Annotated in this window: 16 protein-coding genes and 1 pseudogene; 11 read left to right on the top strand and 6 right to left on the bottom strand. The window is 38.9% G+C overall.

All coding sequences use genetic code 11. The features are described 5' to 3' along the window. The first annotated feature begins 2 nt into the window (after positions 1–2). Positions 3–1139, top strand: a complete 1137-nt coding sequence (locus tag ACIQ2D_RS00085; protein WP_402857540.1) for a THUMP domain-containing class I SAM-dependent RNA methyltransferase — start codon at positions 3–5, stop codon at positions 1137–1139. 268 nt (positions 1140–1407) lie between these two features. Further along, complete coding sequence (locus ACIQ2D_RS00080; protein ID WP_402857537.1) at positions 1408–3315, top strand: ATP-dependent DNA helicase; 1908 nt, start codon at positions 1408–1410, stop codon at positions 3313–3315. 168 nt (positions 3316–3483) lie between these two features. Here the strand turns inward: ACIQ2D_RS00080 and ACIQ2D_RS00075 are convergent, their stop codons facing one another. The 6 genes from ACIQ2D_RS00075 to ACIQ2D_RS00050 form a co-directional block, all read right to left on the bottom strand. Next, positions 3484–5145, bottom strand: a complete 1662-nt coding sequence (locus ACIQ2D_RS00075) for a b(o/a)3-type cytochrome-c oxidase subunit 1 (RefSeq protein ID WP_402857534.1) — start codon at positions 5143–5145, stop codon at positions 3484–3486. Then, positions 5132–5623, bottom strand: coding sequence for a cupredoxin domain-containing protein (locus ACIQ2D_RS00070; RefSeq protein WP_402857531.1), 492 nt, complete (start codon positions 5621–5623; stop codon positions 5132–5134). The genes ACIQ2D_RS00075 and ACIQ2D_RS00070 overlap by 14 nt, the downstream gene beginning before the upstream one ends. A gap of 92 nt (positions 5624–5715) precedes the next feature. After that, positions 5716–5838 carry a hypothetical protein gene (locus tag ACIQ2D_RS00065; protein ID WP_402857528.1) on the bottom strand — a complete coding sequence of 41 codons (123 nt, stop codon included), beginning with the start codon at positions 5836–5838 and terminating at the stop codon, positions 5716–5718. Positions 5839–6120: 282 nt separating this feature from the next. Then, a complete protein-coding gene (locus tag ACIQ2D_RS00060; RefSeq protein WP_402857525.1) occupies positions 6121–6576 on the bottom strand; it encodes a chemotaxis protein CheX in 456 nt (151 codons plus the stop codon). 528 nt (positions 6577–7104) lie between these two features. Continuing rightward, positions 7105–7425, bottom strand: coding sequence for a DUF4183 domain-containing protein (locus ACIQ2D_RS00055; RefSeq protein ID WP_402857522.1), 321 nt, complete (start codon positions 7423–7425; stop codon positions 7105–7107). A gap of 58 nt (positions 7426–7483) precedes the next feature. Beyond that, positions 7484–7918, bottom strand: a complete 435-nt coding sequence (locus ACIQ2D_RS00050) for a DUF4183 domain-containing protein (RefSeq protein ID WP_402857519.1) — start codon at positions 7916–7918, stop codon at positions 7484–7486. A 298-nt stretch (positions 7919–8216) separates the two neighbouring features. On the opposite strand from ACIQ2D_RS00050, the gene ACIQ2D_RS00045 reads away from it, so the two are divergent. The 9 genes and pseudogenes from ACIQ2D_RS00045 to ACIQ2D_RS00005 all read left to right on the top strand — a co-directional run. Further along, positions 8217–11828 (top strand): dynamin family protein, encoded by a 3612-nt coding sequence (locus tag ACIQ2D_RS00045; RefSeq protein WP_402857516.1) that lies wholly within the window; start codon positions 8217–8219, stop codon positions 11826–11828. 10 nt (positions 11829–11838) lie between these two features. Next, positions 11839–12648 (top strand): sulfurtransferase, encoded by an 810-nt coding sequence (locus tag ACIQ2D_RS00040; RefSeq protein WP_402857513.1) that lies wholly within the window; start codon positions 11839–11841, stop codon positions 12646–12648. A 197-nt stretch (positions 12649–12845) separates the two neighbouring features. Further along, positions 12846–13361 (top strand): RNA polymerase sigma factor, encoded by a 516-nt coding sequence (locus ACIQ2D_RS00035; protein WP_402857510.1) that lies wholly within the window; start codon positions 12846–12848, stop codon positions 13359–13361. Further along, entirely contained in the window at positions 13358–14479 is a 1122-nt protein-coding gene (locus ACIQ2D_RS00030) for a hypothetical protein (RefSeq protein WP_402857508.1), read from the top strand. The genes ACIQ2D_RS00035 and ACIQ2D_RS00030 overlap by 4 nt, the downstream gene beginning before the upstream one ends. Next, the gene (locus ACIQ2D_RS00025; protein WP_402857505.1) at positions 14466–15023 is read left to right on the top strand and encodes a hypothetical protein; all 558 of its coding nucleotides are present in this window, start codon (positions 14466–14468) and stop codon (positions 15021–15023) included. Before ACIQ2D_RS00030 ends, ACIQ2D_RS00025 begins: the two co-directional genes overlap by 14 nt. A gap of 60 nt (positions 15024–15083) precedes the next feature. Then, positions 15084–15914, top strand: a complete 831-nt coding sequence (locus ACIQ2D_RS00020; RefSeq protein WP_402857502.1) for an MBL fold metallo-hydrolase — start codon at positions 15084–15086, stop codon at positions 15912–15914. An 808-nt stretch (positions 15915–16722) separates the two neighbouring features. Beyond that, positions 16723–17925, top strand: a complete 1203-nt coding sequence (locus ACIQ2D_RS00015) for an NAD(P)-dependent malic enzyme (protein ID WP_402857500.1) — start codon at positions 16723–16725, stop codon at positions 17923–17925. A 310-nt stretch (positions 17926–18235) separates the two neighbouring features. Further along, entirely contained in the window at positions 18236–19984 is a 1749-nt protein-coding gene (locus ACIQ2D_RS00010) for a methyl-accepting chemotaxis protein (RefSeq protein WP_402859157.1), read from the top strand. 156 nt (positions 19985–20140) lie between these two features. Next, positions 20141–20512: pseudogene (locus tag ACIQ2D_RS00005) on the top strand (helix-turn-helix domain-containing protein); the annotation flags it as partial.

Genomic DNA, 20512 nt, shown 5'->3' with positions numbered 1-20512 from the left:
GTATGGCACAATATAAATTAGTAGCAACATCTGCAATGGGTCTAGAAGCAATCGTGGCACAAGAGGTGCAAGCACTAGGCTATGAAACAACAGTCGATAATGGCAAGGTATACTTTGAGGGAGACGAAACGGCTATTGCTCGTGCGAATCTATGGTTACGCGTAGCAGACCGTGTGAAAATCGTCGTAGGACAATTCCCTGCCACTTCGTTTGAACAATTATTCGAAAGCGTGAAGGCACTTCCATGGGAGAAATATTTACCGGTTGATGCAGCATTCCCAGTTTCGGGTAAATCTGTGAAATCAAAATTATTTAGTGTTCCGGATTGCCAAGCAATTACGAAAAAAGCAATTGTTGAACGATTGAAGCAACATTACAAACGTATCGGGTTTTTAGATGAATCTGGTGCTACTTACAAAATTGAGGTTTCAATTTTAAAAGATGTGGCTACGCTAACTATTGATACATCAGGTGTTGGTCTTCACAAACGTGGTTACCGTCAATCACAAGGGGAAGCACCGTTAAAAGAAACATTAGCCGCAGCGCTTATACAAATTTCAAAATGGAACCCAAATCGTCCATTTGTTGACCCGTTTTGTGGTTCAGGGACAATTGCCCTTGAAGCAGCAATGTTCGGTCAAAATATTGCACCAGGCTATAATCGTGAGTTCATCTCAGAAGAGTGGCCATGGATGAAGGCTAAAATTTGGGAAGCTGTTCGTGACGAAGCTGATAGCATAGCAAATTACGATCAACCAATTGAAATTATCGGAACGGATATTGACCATCGTATGGTTAGTATTGCACAAGAAAACGCACTAGAAGCGGGCTTCGGAGATATTATTACGTTCAAACAAATGCAAGCACGTGATTTCACAACTAGCCTAACGGATGGTGTCATGATCGGTAACCCACCATACGGTGAACGTATTGGTGATGTGGAAGTCGTGGAGCAAGTCATTCGTGATTTAGGACAAGTAATGAAAAATCATCCAACATGGTCTGTCTATATGTTATCTTCGATGAAAAACTTTGAAGATTTATATGGTCGTCAGTCTACGAAGAAACGTAAATTGTTCAATGGCTTCATTGAAACGAATTACTACCAATTCTGGGGACAAAAGTCTAAAAGAGACTAATGTTGATTTTTTACCAAAAGTCGGGGCTGACATCTAATTTTTAGAGCGTATTGATCTTAAAATGCTCGTTGATTGGAGTGGAGGCTGGCGACTCCTAGGGGATTAGCGTCCCTGGAAAGCGCCCAGCCGGAACGGAAATCAACATTAAGTTATGATGATAACCTTACCTTAAATATTGAAAAAAAAGTCGGGTACGGAAGGTGAGATGTTTCTTACCTTCCGTTTCGTCGCGTATAATAGGAATGATTGTAAGAGGGGGAAAGTTAACTTGCGAAAATCTTTACCATTTGCATTATCAAAAGAAATGTCGTTTTTCGAATCATTAGGAAATTGGATGGGCGACGTTCTATATGATGAATTACCAGAGAAGGGCTTTGAATGTCGCGATGAACAGATTTTCATGGCATATCAAATTGAGCAGGCTTTAAAAGAAAAGAACGTGCTATTTGCGGAAGCGGGCGTAGGGACAGGGAAAACGATTGCTTACTTACTACCAGCTGTATCCTATGCACGTTACACAGGAAAGCCAGCACTCATTGCTTGTGCGGATGAAACTTTAATCGACCAGCTTGTTAAAGAGGGCGGCGATATTTATAAACTACAAAAAACACTTGGTCTTGACATCGATGTGCGCTTAGCGAAATCACGTGACCAGTATCTGTGCTTAAAACGTTTTGAAGAAGCAGAAAAAGTAGAAACGGATGAATGGATTGACGATATTTCATTTTCAATTCCAGATGGTGTGTATGCGCAAGGTTCAATGATTGCTGTGCAACCATACGGGGATCGCAGTGATTATCCATCAGTAAGTGATGAAGATTGGCAAAAAGTCAATTACAATTCAATCATGCAATGTTCTGTATGTGACCTGCGTAATCGTTGTGGTCAAACACTACACCGCGCGCATTATCGTAAATCAACGGATTTAATTATTTGCTCACAGGATTTCTTGATGGAGCACTTAGCAACAAAAGAATCACGTGAACGCGAAGGTCAACTTGCACTTTTACCTGAAGTATCAATGATGGTACTAGATGAAGGGCACTTACTTGAATACGCAGCACAAAAAGCGATGACGTATAAAGTGCAGGCAACGACAATTGTTCCGTTAATGGAACGCTTAATGGTTGATGGTGTGCGTGAGCGTACATTGTATGCCATGGAAAAATTACAGGATGACCACGAGCTATTTTTCGACCAGCTACGAGATGATGTCGTGCAATCTGGAGAAGATCGTAAACGAATTAATAAGTCTGCCACATTAATGAAGTATGGTAAGCAGCTTATTGCCGATGTAGAAGTATTACTAGAAGAATTCGTCTTTGAATCAGAAATGTATATGATTCCTGAGTACGAATTAAATATGGCTGAGGAATATTTAGAGCAGTATGAGGCATCTTTACGTATTTTCACAGCGCAAGGTGATGCCGTAGACTGGCTTGAAGAGACAGATGGCGAAGAAACACTTGTTATTATGCCACGTCTTATTACTGAAGTATTAGAAGAAAAATTATTCTCGAAAAAACTACCAATCGTTTTCTCTTCTGCAACACTTTCAGTGAATAAGGATTTCTCGTATATTGCCTATAGTTTAGGAATTCGTGAGTACCAATCATTCTCAGTGCCGTCACCATTTGATTATGAAGAAGTCATGAAAATTTACTTGCATGAGTTGACACAGCAACAAAAAACAGCGCGTGTACAACAACTGTTAAAAGATGGCGAGAAAACGTTAATCTTATTTAAATCAAAACAAGCGATGTTAGATTTTAAAAATGAATTACCAATAATGGAGCGCATGTATGTAGCGTTTGAAGGTGATCGTGAGTTATCAGCGATCGTTCGTGATTTCCAAGAAGGTACAGTGAAAACATTATGCTCGTATCATTTATGGGAAGGCTTGGACTTACCAGAGGAAGCTTTAACGCGCGTCATTATTTTTGACTTACCTTTCCCACCACATGATCCATTATTCGATGCGAAACGATCATTTGCTGAAGATCCATTTGAAGAGGTCGAATTACCATTCATGCAGTTACGTTTACAGCAGGGGATGGGACGTTTGATCCGTACATCTAATGACCATGGGGATATTCATATTTTATTAAATGAAGAAGAAATGAAGCAGCGTGCGTCATTTGAAAATATTTTAGCAGTAGCACCAGAAATGAAGTAAAAGTAAAAGTGATTTTGCATTAATTTGCAAAATCACTTTTTTTGAGTTAATTTCAATTTTCAACGGTCTATGCTGGATAACTAAAGGTGATTTCATAAAGGAGGAAAGGCATCACTTTTTCGTTATTGTGCAAAAAAATCCCTTCCGAAAGTGGAAGGGAGGGGTTTACTACCAAAGATCGTTATAGCCTTTTGCACCAGGAGGAGCGTTTGAAATAATATCGATTAGTGGAATTGTATAAGCAAATAATATTAATGCTACTAAAATTACAAGCCACAGTTTGAAGTTTTCTAATATTGGTGGTGTATGTCCGCTACTCTCGTGAACATCACCTATTGGGAATTCTTCTTCGCCTTTTGGAGCGAACCATATTAGTTTTACGACAACATACATAATGACTAAAATAGCAATGAATAGGATGGTTCCACCAACGGCTTGCGCGATTTGATAAGGAATCCATTCGTAAGCTTGCTCGGCACCGCCATATTCAGAGTAATCAGAGCGACGAGGTGCACCGAGTAAGCCTGCGATATGCATCGCAGAAGACATAATCGTCATACCAACTGCCCATAAAATACCTGAAATATTTGCAAGCGAGTTTAACGATTTTGATAACTTGCGCCCAGTTAAATGTGGAATTAACCAGAATGCTGCACCAAAGTAAGTTAACACAACTGCGGATGCAATTGTTAAATGGAAGTGCCCAGGAATCCAAATCGTGTTATGCACTAATTGGTTCATTTGATAAGAGGCATTGACGATACCTCCTGCACCACCAGGGATGAATGCTAACATACCGATGAATGGAACGAAGAAGCGTGAATCGTTCCACGGTAATTTTCTGAACCAGCCAAAAATACCTTTACCGCCAAGCTCACGTCCGCGTAATTCAAACATAGCAAACATTGAGAAGGCAGTCATTAAGGATGGCACAACTACAGCCATCGTTAAAACAACTTGAATAAATTTCCACGTACTGTCAATACCAGGCTCTGTTAATTGGTGATGTAAGCCAACTGGTACAGAGAAAAGTAAGAATAAAACGAATGAAAGTCGTGCTAATGAATCAGAGAAAATTTTCCCGCCGATTACTTTAGGAATCACAACATACCATACCATGTAAGCTGGGAGTAACCAGAAGTATACAAGAGCATGACCGAAATACCAGAATAATGTACGAGATAATAACACATCTACGCGTTCAATTAAGCCAAGTGACCATGGAAGTAGTTGGAATAGTACAGATACAGCTACACCCAACGTTGCTACAAGCCATAGAAGGTTATTTACGACAACCATGAAAGATAGTAAAGGACTCGGTTGACCGCTCCCTTTGTTCTCTTTACGCCATTGCATGTAACGTAAAACTTGACCTGCACCACCAACCCAAGAACCCACAACGACTAAAGTTAAGCCTAAGTAGAAAATCCAGTGCGCTTGAAGAGGGGCATAGAACGTATATAAAACAGTTGCTTTATTTAATAAAACCATCACTGCAGCTGCAGTAGTACCAATTGTCATTAGCCAGAAACCAATCCAGCCAAGACGACGTTGTAAATCTGAGAACGTTCCAGAAGTACGACTAACGCCAGCGATTTGGAAGCCAAAAATGAAAAATGTAGTTAAAATAAGGCCGAGTAAAACACCATGAACCGTTAAAACTTGATAATAACCAATACCTGCTGGCAATGTGAATTGACCAGAGCGTACGAATACTTGTAATAAACCAGCCAGACCACCTAATAATAATGCGATAAATGCCACGTAAATGTGTGCAAGTGCTAACTTCGCATCACGGCGATCCACTGTAGTCAATTTATTCAGACTCATTTGGATCCACCACCTTTAACATAGAATGCATAAGCGTATGTCCCGTACCGCAGTATTCATTACAAAGGACTAAGAACTCTCCTGCTTGATTAATTTCTGCTACATATTCAGAAATGTAGCCTGGTTCAAGCATCATGTTAACGTTAGTACCCGCAATTTCAAAACCATGAATAACGTCTTCACTCGTTGCAATGAATTTAACTTTTGCACCTAGAGGCACTTCGATTTCAGGTGGATTATAGTAGAAAGCAGAAGCTAGAATAACGACTTCATAATCCCAATCCTTACCTTCAACCTTATGGACACCAGGATTATCAAATGGTGCAATTTCTTTTGCTTTCTCATAATCTATTGTTTTCTTCCCGCTGTTAGGATGTGAGCCTTGATGGAATGCACCAATACCGAGAATGATGAGGAAAGCTACTAATGTACCTACACCAAATACAATCCAATATTTCTCGTACTTATGTATATGCATATTTCTCGTCCCTTCTATAGTTAAATGAATGACAACTTGACGTAATTGCATCTGCCGCTTACGCTACGAAATACACTCGTCGTTGGATAAATCTAAAAACGATCCATGAATAAATTAAAGCAGTACACCCACACTAAAATAACAATGACGCCTACTCCCATTACTGCATAGAGTGTACCTTTAAGATTATCTTCTGATTTCTTTTTGTTTGCCATCCTTGCTCCCTCCTACGCTTACAAAATGGACTTTCTTAATGACATCATATAAAAATTTATTTTGTTGTGATGTGAAAAAAATCACACATACGGTTGGATTGTGTGAAATAAATGTGAAATATATGGTAATTGTGTAAAAAAAAGAATGGGTTGTGCCGAAAGTGATAAAATCCACTTTTGGCACAACCCACAAAATTAGTATGTAACTTATTTAAATAGACAGTTATAGCATATACGTTGCTTTCGCGTAGTAATAAGTACTTCGCAACAACTTTTTCATTTCTATTCTTCTTCAATTGTTAGGAGAACTGTTAACGGTCCGACACCTGGAATATTGACAGGAAGGGCAAAAGCTTTGTCAAAACCGTACAACTTAGTGTTCCCGACCATAACAGTTGGAGGTGTAATATCAATTTCTAAGTTCTCATGACCAACAGTTGTACATAAATTACCAGCAATCATATTACCGAATTCTCCCGTGAAGGATTCAAGCATTTCACCTTCTAAAGGCATGCCGAACATTGTGTTACCAATTCCACCGAAGATTTCAGGGGAGGAATCAATAATTACTCGACCTTTTAAGTCACCGATGAGCCCGATTAAAACGCCCATTTGTTGTTGTTCAAAAGGTTCAGAGACAATACTAGGTGCTTTAACTTGGATGTCCATTGGTAATATCGCTTTTAATGCATGGATAGTACCGTTTAAAATGGTTTGAAAGTGCTTCGAATTACTCATAATAACCGCATCCTTTTTCCGACTTTTCTACATCTTACCATGATAAAGAGGTAAGATGAAAGTATGACTTGACGAAACATAGCAAAATTATTATCATTATTAATGAGAATGATTTTCATATTCATTAAAAAGGAGCGGTCAAAAATGGCATTCATATTTATCGGTGCAACAGTAGCAATCTATATTGGGGTAGGGAAATATGTGATGAATCAGGCGACTGCCCACATAAAATAAATGGTCAAGTATATCTAGAAAACTAGATATGCTTTTTTTTTGCTTTTATGTAGGATGGTTTTGAAAATGAGTTAGGACGGGGAACGGACTTTCTGATTTACTCACAGCAACTAAAGCAAACGAATCAATGCTAAAAAGTAGTGGGAAAGTCTCCGTTCATTAATTCGACTAAAGCGCCGAATTTAATCAATGATTGGTTTTGAATCGACGACAAAACAATACAACGGAATAAACTAAGCATTCCTAATTACCAATCTTGCCCGAAGCCATTCATATATTAAGAGGGAAATAGATTTACGTTAGTGTCACCAGCTCGACAGCCTCTATAACCAACGGAGTTCCAGCAGATAGATTGCCTGTAACCGTGTTAAAAGTCAATTCCGTTGCCGTAATTGTATATGAATCGCCCTCTTGTAACACACCGTTAATATATAAATTATAATAACCATTCGTTACAACAGGGAAAGAAGCCGCAGCAGTCCCACTATCATCTAAAAATGAAGTCGCAGCAACAGTCGTACCATCAGCGATAACTAAAGGTGCTGCCAATACATTGAAAAACCTTGTTGAAGTACCTGTAACATTTACATTAATATTAATAAGAGAAAGCGCCATTGTTTTCACCTCCTTTCAACTATTGTGCACCCCAGTATTAATGTGAAATGATACTCGATCAATTCACTTTTGCAGAGAATCCCAATGATTCAATTATGATAGGGGTACCTCTAAAAATCGTTGCTTGTTGCGGAATAAAGGCTAAGGAATTTGTAGTTATATTATAAATTCCGCTCTCTTGAATCAGCCCGTTAATATAAAGGTTAGTGTACCCATTTGGGCTATATATTGCGAATTCAGTTACTGGGTTGCCGTTATCATCTGAAAATAGATTAGAAGAAATTATTGCTCCATTCGTTAAACTTAAATTAGAATTAAGAATATAAAAGTATCGATTGACAGTTGGAACAATACTTATTTCAGAAGTATTTATTTGGAGAGCACCGCTACATGCAGAGCTTACCTTGATCTTTGTATGAGACATAGAGCACTCTTCACGATGATCTAGATAAATACTTTTTACTACAATATTTTTCTTGTTTTGATTTTTCACAATCTTTTTACCTCCTCTGATACTATAGGCGTACCAACAGTTTGATTTTTATGGAGACAATCATCACATAATCTGATAGCAAGCCTTCAAAAGGACAGCTCTTTTTCATAGTGTATGAGGGAGTTTGATATTTGAATGGTTGCTCATCACTACAAATATGCAGTTAATGGAAAATGAATAATACGCCCTAACCCCTGATATAAAAGCATTTTATAGAAAATAAGTGTTATACTTTGCATATTGATTAAGGTAGAATAATAATTATGAACAATTAATTGGATAAAGGGGTAACTGTTTTATGAATGAATTTGATCAACACCTAGAGGGATTACTTAAACAAGCGTCATTACAATACATAATTTATCAGCATAACGGGGATACGGAGCGTATGGAGAAGACGTCACTGTTTGCACGTAAATTACAGCAAAAAGAATACGTGATTGGCTTTGCAGGGCATTTCTCTGCCGGCAAGTCGAGCATGATTAACGCGTTATCGGGAGAAAATTTACTGGCATCTAGTCCGATTCCGACAAGTGCGAATATCGTCAAAGTCCATAAATCTGAAGAGGACTTTGCAATCGTTTACATGCATAGTGAAAAGCCTGTAAAGTTTGAGGCTGGTTATGATTTTAAAACGGTAAAAGAGTTAAGTAAAAATGGGGATTTAGTATCTCAAATTGAAATTGGTCATAGTGCCTCAACGTTGCCACTAGGTGTCACGGTGATGGATACGCCAGGGGTCGACTCAACAGATGATGCGCACCGTATGTCCACAGATTCAGCGCTCCATATTGCTGATATCGTATTCTATACGATGGACTACAATCATGTGCAATCAGAACTGAATTTTCAATTTACAAAACAACTGATGAAATATAATCCGAATGTCTATTTAATCGTCAATATGATTGATAAGCATAAGGAAAATGAACTAAGCTTTGAAGAGTTCAAGGCAACTGTGCATAACTCGTTCGCGGCGTGGGGTGTTGAGCCAAAAGGCATATTCTTTACATCTCTGCGTGAATTAGAGCATCCACATAATGATTTTGGCACAGTGAAGAAAATTGTCATGGATAGTATGAACGACTGGCAAGATCAGCTTGTACTAACAGCAACGAATACACTGCGTTTACTTCAAAGTGAGCATGACACGTATTTAAGTGAAGAAAGACAGGACCGTTTAGATATTGATGAAGATATTTTAAGTGCGGATGACTGGGCGCATCATGCTGATATTTTAGAACAGTACAATAAGCTAAATCGCCAAGTGGAGCTGTTTTCAATTGAGGCATGGAATGAAACGTTTGAAGATGAGCGTAAAGAGCTACTTGCCAATGCAGCGATCATGCCAGCCGATTTACGTGATAAATTACGTTTATATTTAGAGAGTAAGCAAGATGGCTTTAAAGTGGGCGGTTTATTTTCTGCGAAGAAAAAAACCGAGGAAGAGCGTAATCGTCGGAAAGAGGATGCTTACAGCACATATCAAACTGTTGTACACGCGCAAATTTCAGGGCATATAAAGGCACTTATGAAAAAAGTACTTAAGGATGTTGGAGCGTTAAGTGACGAACGTGCGGCAGCAGTTGATGCACATGCGTTTGATTTACCGTTTTCTTTAATAAAAGATCAAATTCAAACGGGGGCTATCCTTACAGGGGATGCAGTATTAAACTTTGCAAACCGTGTAGCAGAAGCGACGAGACGTTATTATATTCAAAATACAGATGCGTGGAAGGATGCTCAGGCAGGTACTCTAGAAGCCGTTGCAACTGAGACGTCTGCACCATCAAAGCTGAAAATGGCGAGCATGCAAGCAAAAGTGGACGCTATTAACGCTGTATTAGAAATTGAAGATTATCAAAAATACAGTGCGACAATTATGCACCAAGCAAGTAACGAAATTCGCAAAGAAGCAAATACACAATTAGTAGTATGGGAGAAAGCTTTTGCGCAAGCGTTAGCAGAGATTCGTTTGTTTGAAGAATCAATGTTAAAGCCAAAAGAAGTCGCAGTACAAGAGGAAGCAGCGCAACAAGCAGTTAGTGTGACAAGCTTACCGATTGACGGTGTTATTAAACGTGCACTGCATACGGCTCAATCTGTTAAGGATGTACAGGGCTTTGCGGAAGTAGCGCGTTACCTGGAAAATAAGGTAGAGCGTCTGCAGAAAAAGGATTTCACAATTGCGCTATTTGGTGCGTTTAGTGCCGGGAAATCATCGTTTTCAAATGCATTGATGGGGGCAAAGGTGTTACCTGTGTCGCCAAATCCAACAACTGCTGCGATCAATAAAATTCGCCCAGTGACACCAGAGCATCCACATGAAACAGCGGATGTGTTGTTGAAAACAGAGGCGCAAATGTTAGAGGATATTCAAGGGTCATATGCGGCAATTGGTCTGTCGGTTTCTTCATTAGAAGAAGCATTTAAACGTGCAGATGAAGGACTCGCTGTGCAATTAACAGATGATCGCTTAAATGTGCATAAATCGTTTATTCGTGCTTATAAAGAAGGCTATCCGACGTTTAAATCAGAGCTTGGTGAAGTAATACGCGTTGACCGTGAGGAATTTGAAAAGTTTGTCGCACAAGAAAACAAATCATGTTTTGTTGATAACATAGACTTCTATTATGATAGCCCTCTAACGAGAATGGGCGTAACACTTGTAGATACACCAGGAGCAGATTCAATTAATGCGCGTCATACTGGCGTTGCTTTTGAATATATCCGTAATGCTGACGCGATTCTATTTATTACGTACTATAATCATGCATTTGCGAAGGCAGACCGAGAGTTCCTTATACAGCTTGGTCGTGTAAAGGATGCATTTGAACTTGATAAAATGTTCTTTATTGTCAATGCCATTGATTTAGCGACAACAGAGGAAGAACAAGAAGATGTAAAAGGTTACGTGCGTTCTGAGTTACAACGCTTTGGCATTCGTTTCCCACGTCTGCACGGGGTTTCGAGCTTAATGGCATTGAAAGAAAAAGTGGAGGGTGCAGATTTTGCATCGGGCATGCCACCATTTGAGGATGCTTTCCATAACTTCTTAAATGACGAGTTAAGTGCATTAGCTGTGCAAGCACTTGCAGAGGAAGTCGACAAAACGGAGCAACGTTTCGGCGACTTAATCGCACAAACAGAAGAAAACTTGAAACGTAAAGATGAGCGTTTAGAGGAACTTACATCTCTTGAAAAGCATGTGAAATCGAAATTTAGCTCAATCAACACAGGTATGATGGAAAGTGAAACAAAGCAAGAACTTGATGAGTTACTTTACTATGTACTGCAACGTGTGTATTATCGTTACCCTGAATTCTTTAAGGAAGGCTACAATCCGTCTACCTTTGCAGCGATGCCTGCTCAACAAGCACTTGAGCACGCTTTAAAAGAAGTATTACAAAGTTTACGTTTTGACTTTACACAGGAAATGCGCGTGACGAATTTCCGTCTATCGCAGTTTATCGGCAAGAAAATGCAGTTACGCTTCAAAGATGAAGTACGTGAGCTAAAAGAATACAACCGTAGCTTCTCATTCTTAGCGTTTGAATCTTCAGAGCCAGATTTACTGAACTTTGAAGGGCCATTTGCAGAAAGTGCGAAATACGCGGGTGTCAAATCACACTTCCGCAACCAAAAGGCTTTCTTTGAGAAAAATGAAAAAGTAAAATTAAGCGAAGCACTTGAGGCACTAACAAAACCAGATGCACAAAGTTATTTAGATGTGCAAAAAGCTTCACTCATGACATGGGCAAATGCCTTTATTCAAGAGGAAGCGGAACGATTACGCGGATATATTTTACAACAAGCATTAGAGCAAATTGAGACAGAACGACTTGTACTACAAGAGGAAAGTCGCTTAGCAACATGGAAGTCTATTTACGCACAATTACAATACGCATGAGGTGATTCAAATGGGAAATGTATTCAAAACCGTTGAGGAAATTCAAGTGGATCAAGTACGCTTTGTTGATGCACGTTTCGACTTACAGGATAAGGCGGGAGGTCCACAAGCATTTGCGAATGGGCATGCACCAGGAGCGGTGTATTTTAATTTAGAGCAGGATTTATCGGATATGACGAGTGGTAATGGGCGTCACCCGATGCCAAGTAAAGAGCAATTGGCTGCACTTTTTGAGAAGTATGGTTTTACTTATGACGATACAATAGTTGTGTACGACCAGGGGGCAGCACCGTTTGCACCGCGTGCTTGGTGGATGCTGAGATATGCAGGCTTCCCGAATGTTTTTATATTGAATGGTGGGGCTGCAGCGTTAGAAAAGGTTGTGGATTTTACAACTGAACAGGTTGTCTATGAACCGAGCACTGTAGATTTTGCCTGGCAGGATCGGCTGTATGCACCACGTGAAGCAGTCAAAGCAATCGCTGACGGTGAAGTAGCAGCGACATTGCTTGATGCACGTGCTGCAGCTCGTTACCGCGGGGAAGTGGAGCCACTGGATAAGGTAGCTGGACATATTCCTACTGCGAAAAACTTTGACTGGGAGCAGTTGAAGGCGGATGGAGCACTTCATGCAAATGACGCTTTGCTTTCGAAGGTAGCGAAGGATGAGCATGTTGTCGTGTACTGTGGCAGTGGTGTGACTGCATCTCCTTTATATGCGGTGTTAGCGGATGAAGGCTATGAAAATATTCAATTATATGTAGGTAGCTTTAGCGATTGGATTACACAGTACGATATAGAGACAGGGACAAATGAATAATTGATAAGAAACGCTCACTTTTGTGGGCGTTCTTTTTGTGTAGACGGATAAAAGTGTGAAAGTGACGGATAAAATGCTTGAACTGACGGATAAAACTCGAGTTTAGACGGATAACCATCACGACGATGAAAAAAGTTTAAAAATGAAGAGCCAAATCCGATATTTTACGGTCTAATAGGTAGAGGGAGGTGAGCTATGTGCTAGAAGTACTTGTCAAACGTGTGAAAGACGGCGATGCGGAGGCCTTTGCTCAGCTTTTTGCGCAATACGAGGTAGATCTCTATAAAATGGCATATGTGTACGTCGGCAATGAAGCGGATGCGCTCGATATCGTGCAGGAAGTGGCGTACCGTAGCTTTAAGTACATACATTCCTTACAAGGGGCAACTTACATAAAAACCTGGCTTATGCGAATTGCGATAAATTGTGCAACAGATGTGTTGAAAAAGCGTGGCAACATCATGCCGTACGAGGAAGATTTCGAGGAAAGCGATGAACCATTTGAAGAGCTACCCGAAAAATGGGCACTTGAAGATGTCATGACGAAGCTCACAAAAGAGGAAAAGGATGTTATTCTCCTTAGGTTTTATCAAGATCATACGTTGCAACAAACCGCCGCTATTTTGCAATTAAAACTTGGGACCACAAAGACGATTTTGTATCGTGCGCTGAGAAAGTTAAGGCAGGTACTAGAACAGGAGGTGCAAGAATGAGTGACTTCAATAGACAAATGGACGATATAAAAGTTCCGGAAAATCTGCATCAACGGAGTTTACAAGGGATTCAGCAGGCGCAAAAAGAGAAACGGAAGCCTCAGAACTGGTTGCCAAAGGTAGTGGCAATGGTTGTGACAGTTGCTGCTGTTAGCTTTATCTTATTAAGTGCCGGTGGAAGGAATGGATATCAACAACAGGCGAGTACATTTATAGAAAAAAGCTCATTCTCACCTCAATTTTACTGGCTTATTGCGATTGCTCTAATGTTAGTGACCCTATTTGCAATACGACGTGCTATACATAAAGGCATGAATCGGAAAATAGGCATTGCTTCAGGTTTCATTATGGTATTAATGCTCGGCAATAGTGCTCTTTTTCTGCAGCATCAATTAGTAAGGCCAATTACAGTACCACTTGTACATGATCTTTTTGCCGGCAATGCGGCACATGATTTGGAAATTCGCTATATTATCAATAAAAATGACCATCGCTCGGTCAGCTATTTACAGGCAGGAGAGTTAACATTGCAGGCGTTATATCGAGATGAGACTAAAAAAAATGATGTTTTTTATTATCCGAATGATGCGTCAGAAGAAGATCGTTATCAGTTAATGCGTTCGGCTTATTTTCAAGGGAATACAGAGGAAATGCAAGCGCTAATTGACAGTGATGAGGTGTTTCTTGTGTTAGATGATGGTGAAAAGTTGCCAACGACACTACAAATTGATTTTGATGTCCAGCATGGTCAGATGCTTAAAGCGGATATGTATATGACTGAAAATAATATGAATGATGGAAACATGGTCAGGACTGGTGTTATGGAGAGTGATGCCGTGTTTGATGAAGTATACATGCCTAAAATGCTTGAAGGTAATGTGGCCTTAGAAAAAATGGTTGTTGATAAGGTGACTTATTTAGAAGCGAATTTTCCGGTATCTGTTAAAAATGGGCAACTGGTGACCCTTTTTTTCACTGGCGTTAAGACGTCAGTTGATATAAACACAATGATCGGTGTTAGGGGGCCAAATGGATTGTTCCCAATCTGGATTTATAGTAAGGCGGATATGAATGTACAAAAAATACGAGAGGAGATTGAGCGACATGATGGTGCATAAGGAAAAACAGCGGCAGTTAAAGTTAATGAAATGGCTAACAATAGCACTTGTGTTGAAGCTCATCTATCTTGATGTATTTCCGGGGGCCTACTATGTTCAGCATTTGTTGATGTACGTAGTCTTTTTTAAAAGCTTATCTTATTATAATGGCGTATCGCATGCGAAGCACTATATTAGGGTTGGATTTGGCTTATTGCTCGTGAATATGCTATTTGAAGGTTTGTTTGTGCATTATTGGTTGCTGATTTTGACGGCAGCTATTGATTTACTCATTGTCTATGAATTTTTTAAAATTATCCGAGCGATTGAAGACGAATGTAAGCTAGTAGGATCGACCGCACGTATTATGAAAAAGTATATGTGGCTTGCAATTTCGGTCATGATAAGCTGGACATTTTTAATGAATTTAGAATATTTTTCACAAGTTGTGCTGTTAATTATCGGCGCTATCATACTGTTTGGAATTAATGTGAGATTGCTCATCCACCTTCGTCGCTTGAAAAAACATGTCAAATCGACGATGCATTTTGTGACATATACATAAAATGACTGACTATTCATTTTATGGTACACTCTTTGTTGAAGGGGCAAAGGGGGAGAAATGATGTTTAAACTAGAGAAAAGTGTAGTTATCGACAGAAATGATGATGTGCAATGGGCGCAAGGGAAGGTCGCGGTTCAGGGGATAGCGATGAGTGTATACAGTTTTTATGTGGATGGCTTACTGATTGATACGGGCTCGAGCTCACTTTCGCAGGAGTTTCAATCGTTCTTTAACGAAGTAGATATACAGCAGGTGGCTTTGACGCATGCGCATGAAGACCATGCTGGAAATGTGGCATGGATCCAACAACATAGGGATGTACCGATTTATATTCACCGTGAAGCGGTAGATGAATGTGCGAGCGATTCGAATTTACCATTATATCGTAAGGTGCTGTGGGGAGAGCGACCTGCATTTACTGCCAAGCCATTAGGTGACACGCTTCAAACGAAACAGGCGACGTGGGATGTCATTGCGACACCTGGTCATACAACCGATCATTTATCATTTTATAATCGTGCTACAGGGGCAATGTTTACAGGAGATTTGTATGTGCAGACGAAAACAAAGGTAGTGTTGGATGAAGAAAATATTGTACATACCTTATCGTCATTAAAGAATCTATTAAAATATGATTTTGAACAGATTTATTGCTGTCATGCGGGTTTTTTAGCAAATGGGCGAGCGAGAATCATTGAAAAGATAGCTTATTTAGAAGAATTGGAGGGGAATATTCGCAAGCTTTACGATCAAGGGTGTGTGCTTGAAGAAATATCAAAGAGCATTTTCCCTCGCGAATATCCAATTACAAAAGTATCAGGCGAGCAATGGTCGTCGAATCATATCATTACCGCATTTATACAGCATTTTTCGAAAGAGTCCTTACGCTAAGGGCTCTTTTTTTATCTGTACTCAATATGAACAAAAATAACCAATCTATTTTTTAAAGGGATATGAGGGATTTCCGTTCCGGTTGGCGCTTTCCGGGGGCGTCTGATGAGCCGCTTCACTCGCAAGCTCGCTCCAGGGTCTCGGGCCAACACGATGTTGGTCACGAAGGCGTTGTCACAGGATGTGACGTTTTTAGCCTTTGTTCCTTTATTGTGATCCCCCAGGAAGCTTTGCTCTGTAGCGAAAGGCGAATGCCGTCAGCTACACTCGCCCAGCCTGAACGAAGATCCAAATGCCAGCTACTATTAATGAGTTCTAAAAAAGAATGCTTCATTTATAGTATCCTGTCTCCCCCTATATAGTTAGTAGTTGCTGAAGCGGAAAGTGACTTTTATTAGACGGAGATAAAAGTTTGATAATTCACTCAATTTAAGTCTGTATAATAAAAAAGATTGTGAAATAATATGGATAAAATGTGACGAAGTTAGATGTGACAATGGATGCGCTTACATAAGATTGTGAAATATTTCTCATTTATCGAGAAAAAATACTATGTGAAAAGATGAACAGCATTATTGGCTCTATGTGTACATTTTGATATAGGCATGTTTACGAAAGCGTTATATTGATATAATTGATTGTGAAAATCATAACAAAAGAGTAAAATTGAATTTAAGAGAATAAATGCGTGGAAATGAACAAATAACATGGATTAATAAGGAAATGTGTTGACTATGTTTTCACAAAGTATTATGATTCTAAAATATAAAGACGAAAGTAAATTTAAAAGAGAAAAGGATGGGATCGAATGGATATTATGAAAAAGGCTTTAGATATGCATGGATATTATAATGGTAAGTTAGAGGTTATTTCAAAGGTACCTGTACAGGATGCATATGATTTGAGTTTAGCCTATTCACCTGGTGTAGCGGCACCGTGTATTGAAATTGAAAAAAACCCATCCCTTGTGTATGACTACACGATGAAGGGCAATATGGTGGCAATTGTTTCGGACGGTACAGCAGTATTAGGTTTAGGGGATATTGGACCAAAAGCAGCGCTTCCAGTTATGGAAGGGAAGGCAATTTTATTAAAGCGCTTTGCCAATGTTGATGCATTTCCAATTTGTTTAGATACAAAAAGTACGGATGAAATCGTCAGTATTGTGAAGGCGCTTGCCCCAACATTTGGAGGTGTAAATTTAGAAGATATTTCTGCGCCACGTTGCTTTGAAATCGAAGACCGTTTGCGCCAAGAATGCGATATTCCTGTATTCCATGACGATCAACATGGTACGGCAATTGTAGTAGGTGCGGGTATGATTAATGCAAATCGCATCGTGAAAAAAGATATTGAAACGATGAAGATTGTTATTAACGGTGCGGGTGCAGCCGGTATTGCTATTTTACGAATTCTTGTGCAAATGGGCTATAAAAACATTTATATGTGCGATACAAAAGGTATCATTTATGAAGGTCGTACGGAAGGTATGAACCCGATTAAAGAAGCTGTGGCGCACTTAACGAATCCAGAAAAGCAACACGGTACGCTTGAGGATGCTCTAGAAGGAGCAGATGTCTTTATTGGTGTTTCTGTAGCCAATTTATTGACACAGGCACATATTGAATCGATGAATGAGGATCCAATTGTGTTTGCATTAGCAAATCCAAACCCTGAAATTACCTACGAAAATGCGAAGGCATGGGGTGTACGTATCATGGGAACTGGACGCTCTGATTATCCAAACCAAATTAATAATGTGCTAGCTTTCCCGGGGATTTTCCGCGGAGCACTTGATGTACGTGCAACAGATATCAATGAAGCGATGAAGTTAGCTGCTGTTGAAGCGATTGCATCACTTGTAAGCGATGAAGAATTAGCAGAAGAATTCATCGTGCCGAAATCATTTGATGAACGCGTTGTAGAAATTGTATCACGTGCAGTTAGTGGTGCAGCAGTTGAATCTGGTGTATCCGAGTTGTTCCAGCAAACACCAGCAGTCGCAAAATAATATATCTAAATTCCCTTCTTACATTAGTGAGAAGGGGATTTTTTGTTTAAAAGTTTATTAAGAGAAATAGGGCATTTGATTGAAGTGATATTTTTTTGCTTTTTTTTATATAAAAATATTAAAAAAGTATCGTTATTGGATTGAAATTTATAGTAGTTTAGATTTAAAATTAGATATTGTTAGTATCTTTATATAGGTAATAGGTCTATTGGAAATAGGTATGAAAAGTAGTGTTTTATCAAAAAAGTTGTGTAATTTAATAATTGACTACTTTAACAAATTTATTTTTTAGAAGGTGCATCCAGTGAAAATGACATCAATTTTTAAATTTCGATCGATTAAGACCAAACTAATTCTTTTCTTATTTTTTCTGTTAATAGGTCCATTAGTAGTTTTAGGAATTTTAAGTTATCAGCAAAATAAAATAAATTTAGAAGAAGTAGGAAGAGAAAATTTAAAAAACAGTGTAGAAATGACAATCGAAATGATTGAACTTCTAAATAAAGACGTTGAAAAAGGAATTATTACATTAGAAGAAGCGCAAGAAAAATTAAAAGTAGCAATTTTAGGTGAAAAAGATGCTGAAGGAAATAGAGCGCTTAATAAAAATATTAAATTAGGTGATAATGGTTATATTTTTATTGTTGACCAAGAAGGGAAATCCATTGCTCATCCTACACTTGAGGGTAGTAATGTATGGGAAAATACCGGAAGTAATGGCGTGAAGTATATTCAAGAAGCCATTAAAATGGGGAATGAGGGTGGAGGTTATATTTCGTATGATTGGCCGATACCAAATTCAGACAAACTTGAAGAAAAAGAAATCTACTCAAAAACTGATCCCTATTGGGGCTGGACGATTAACGCAAGTACGTATCTTGTCGAATTCAATAAACCAGCAGAAAAAATCTTAAAATTAACTTTACTGATTGTTGGCGTTGCGCTAGTAGTGGGGCTTTTAGTTATTTGGATTTTTGCAAATAGTTTAGTTAAGCCGATTAATCAAGTATCAGAGTCGATGGTTCGTTTTGCGGATGGTGATTTATCGAATCCAAGTATAGAAATACATTCGGATGATGAAATAGGTAAATTAGCAAGAGCGATGAATCAAATGCATGAAAAAATGAGAGATATGATTTATAAAATCTCTCAAGCTTCTGAATTGATTGCGAACTCAAGTAAAGAACTAACGCAATCAGCAACTGATGTGAAACTAGGGACGGAGCAAGTGACACTTACCATGCATGAATTAGCTTCTGGCTCGGAAGGTCAAGCAAATTATGCGAGTGAGCTAACGTCAATGATGGAACGATTCACATCTGACTTGTATGAGACAGGCAAACATGGCGAGAATATTCGTGAGTCATCCGTAGAAGTATTAGACATGACAAAAGAAGGTAGCAAGTTAATGGCATCTTCAAACAAACAGATGGTGAAAATCGATGGTATTGTCCAAAATGCTGTAGATAAGGTAAAAGATTTTGGTGTTCAATCACAAGAAATTTCAAAATTGGTTATTGTCATTAAAAATATTGCCGATCAAACAAATTTACTCGCTTTGAATGCTGCGATTGAAGCTGCACGAGCAGGTGAGCATGGAAAAGGCTTTGCGGTTGTTGCGGACGAGGTGAAAAAACTTGCAAAACAAGTAGCTAACTCAGTTAATGACATTACTAACATTGTGACGAATATCCAAAATGATTTTAGTGCAGTGTCTAGTTCATTAGAAGATGGCTATAAAGAGGTGAAAAAAGGAACAAATCAAATTACAGCAACCAGTGAGACATTTAATACAATCAGTCATTCTATAACAGATGTAGTAGAGAGTGTTAAATTGATCTCGACGAGTCTATCGTCAGTCGTAGAAGAAGGACAAAAAATGCATAATTCTATCCAAGAAATTGCTGCGGTAGCTGAAGAATCCGCAGCAGGGATTGAACAAACTACGGCTACAACAGAACAAATAAATTATTCAATGGAAGATGTAGCTACTAGGTCAGCGCAATTAGCTGAATTGGCACAGAAACTAAATAAAACAATTGTTCACTTTAAACTATAGGATTTTTTAGCACACTTAATCTAGAAAATAGTGAATGTAATAAAAAATCTCCCTTCTCTATAGGGGACTGACCTAATAACATGAGACAAATAAAAACACCTTTCATTGAATAACGGGTATTTAAACCTGAAATAATCAATGTGGAGGTGTTTTTCTATGGGAACAAGAGTCAGTTATCCAATCGAAGTAAAAATGAAGGCCATTGAAATGAAATTAGCAGGTGTATCAACTAAAGATATTATGGATCAATTAAATGTTAGAAATAGGACTCAAATACAAACATGGATGAAATGGTATCGTAATGGCGAACTTCACCGCCTTGAACAGCCCGTTGGTAAACAGTATGCCTTTGGTAAAGGACCTGAATATGAAAGTGAAACAGCTAAGCTACAAGTAGAGAATCGTTATTTGAAACAACAAATTGAGGTTCTAAAAAAGTACGCAGAATTGGAGAGGAAGTGGTTCCAGGAGCCGTTGTAAAGTTAGTAGATGAGTTAAAAGAATTCATGCCTATTGGTGAAATCTGCA

It is taken from the genome of Lysinibacillus sp. NPDC097287, from assembly GCF_044761695.1.
In the GTDB taxonomy this organism is placed as follows: domain Bacteria; phylum Bacillota; class Bacilli; order Bacillales_A; family Planococcaceae; genus Lysinibacillus.
The sequence above is the reverse complement of the archived record's forward strand: the minus strand, read 5'-3'. Positions and strand labels throughout refer to the sequence as shown.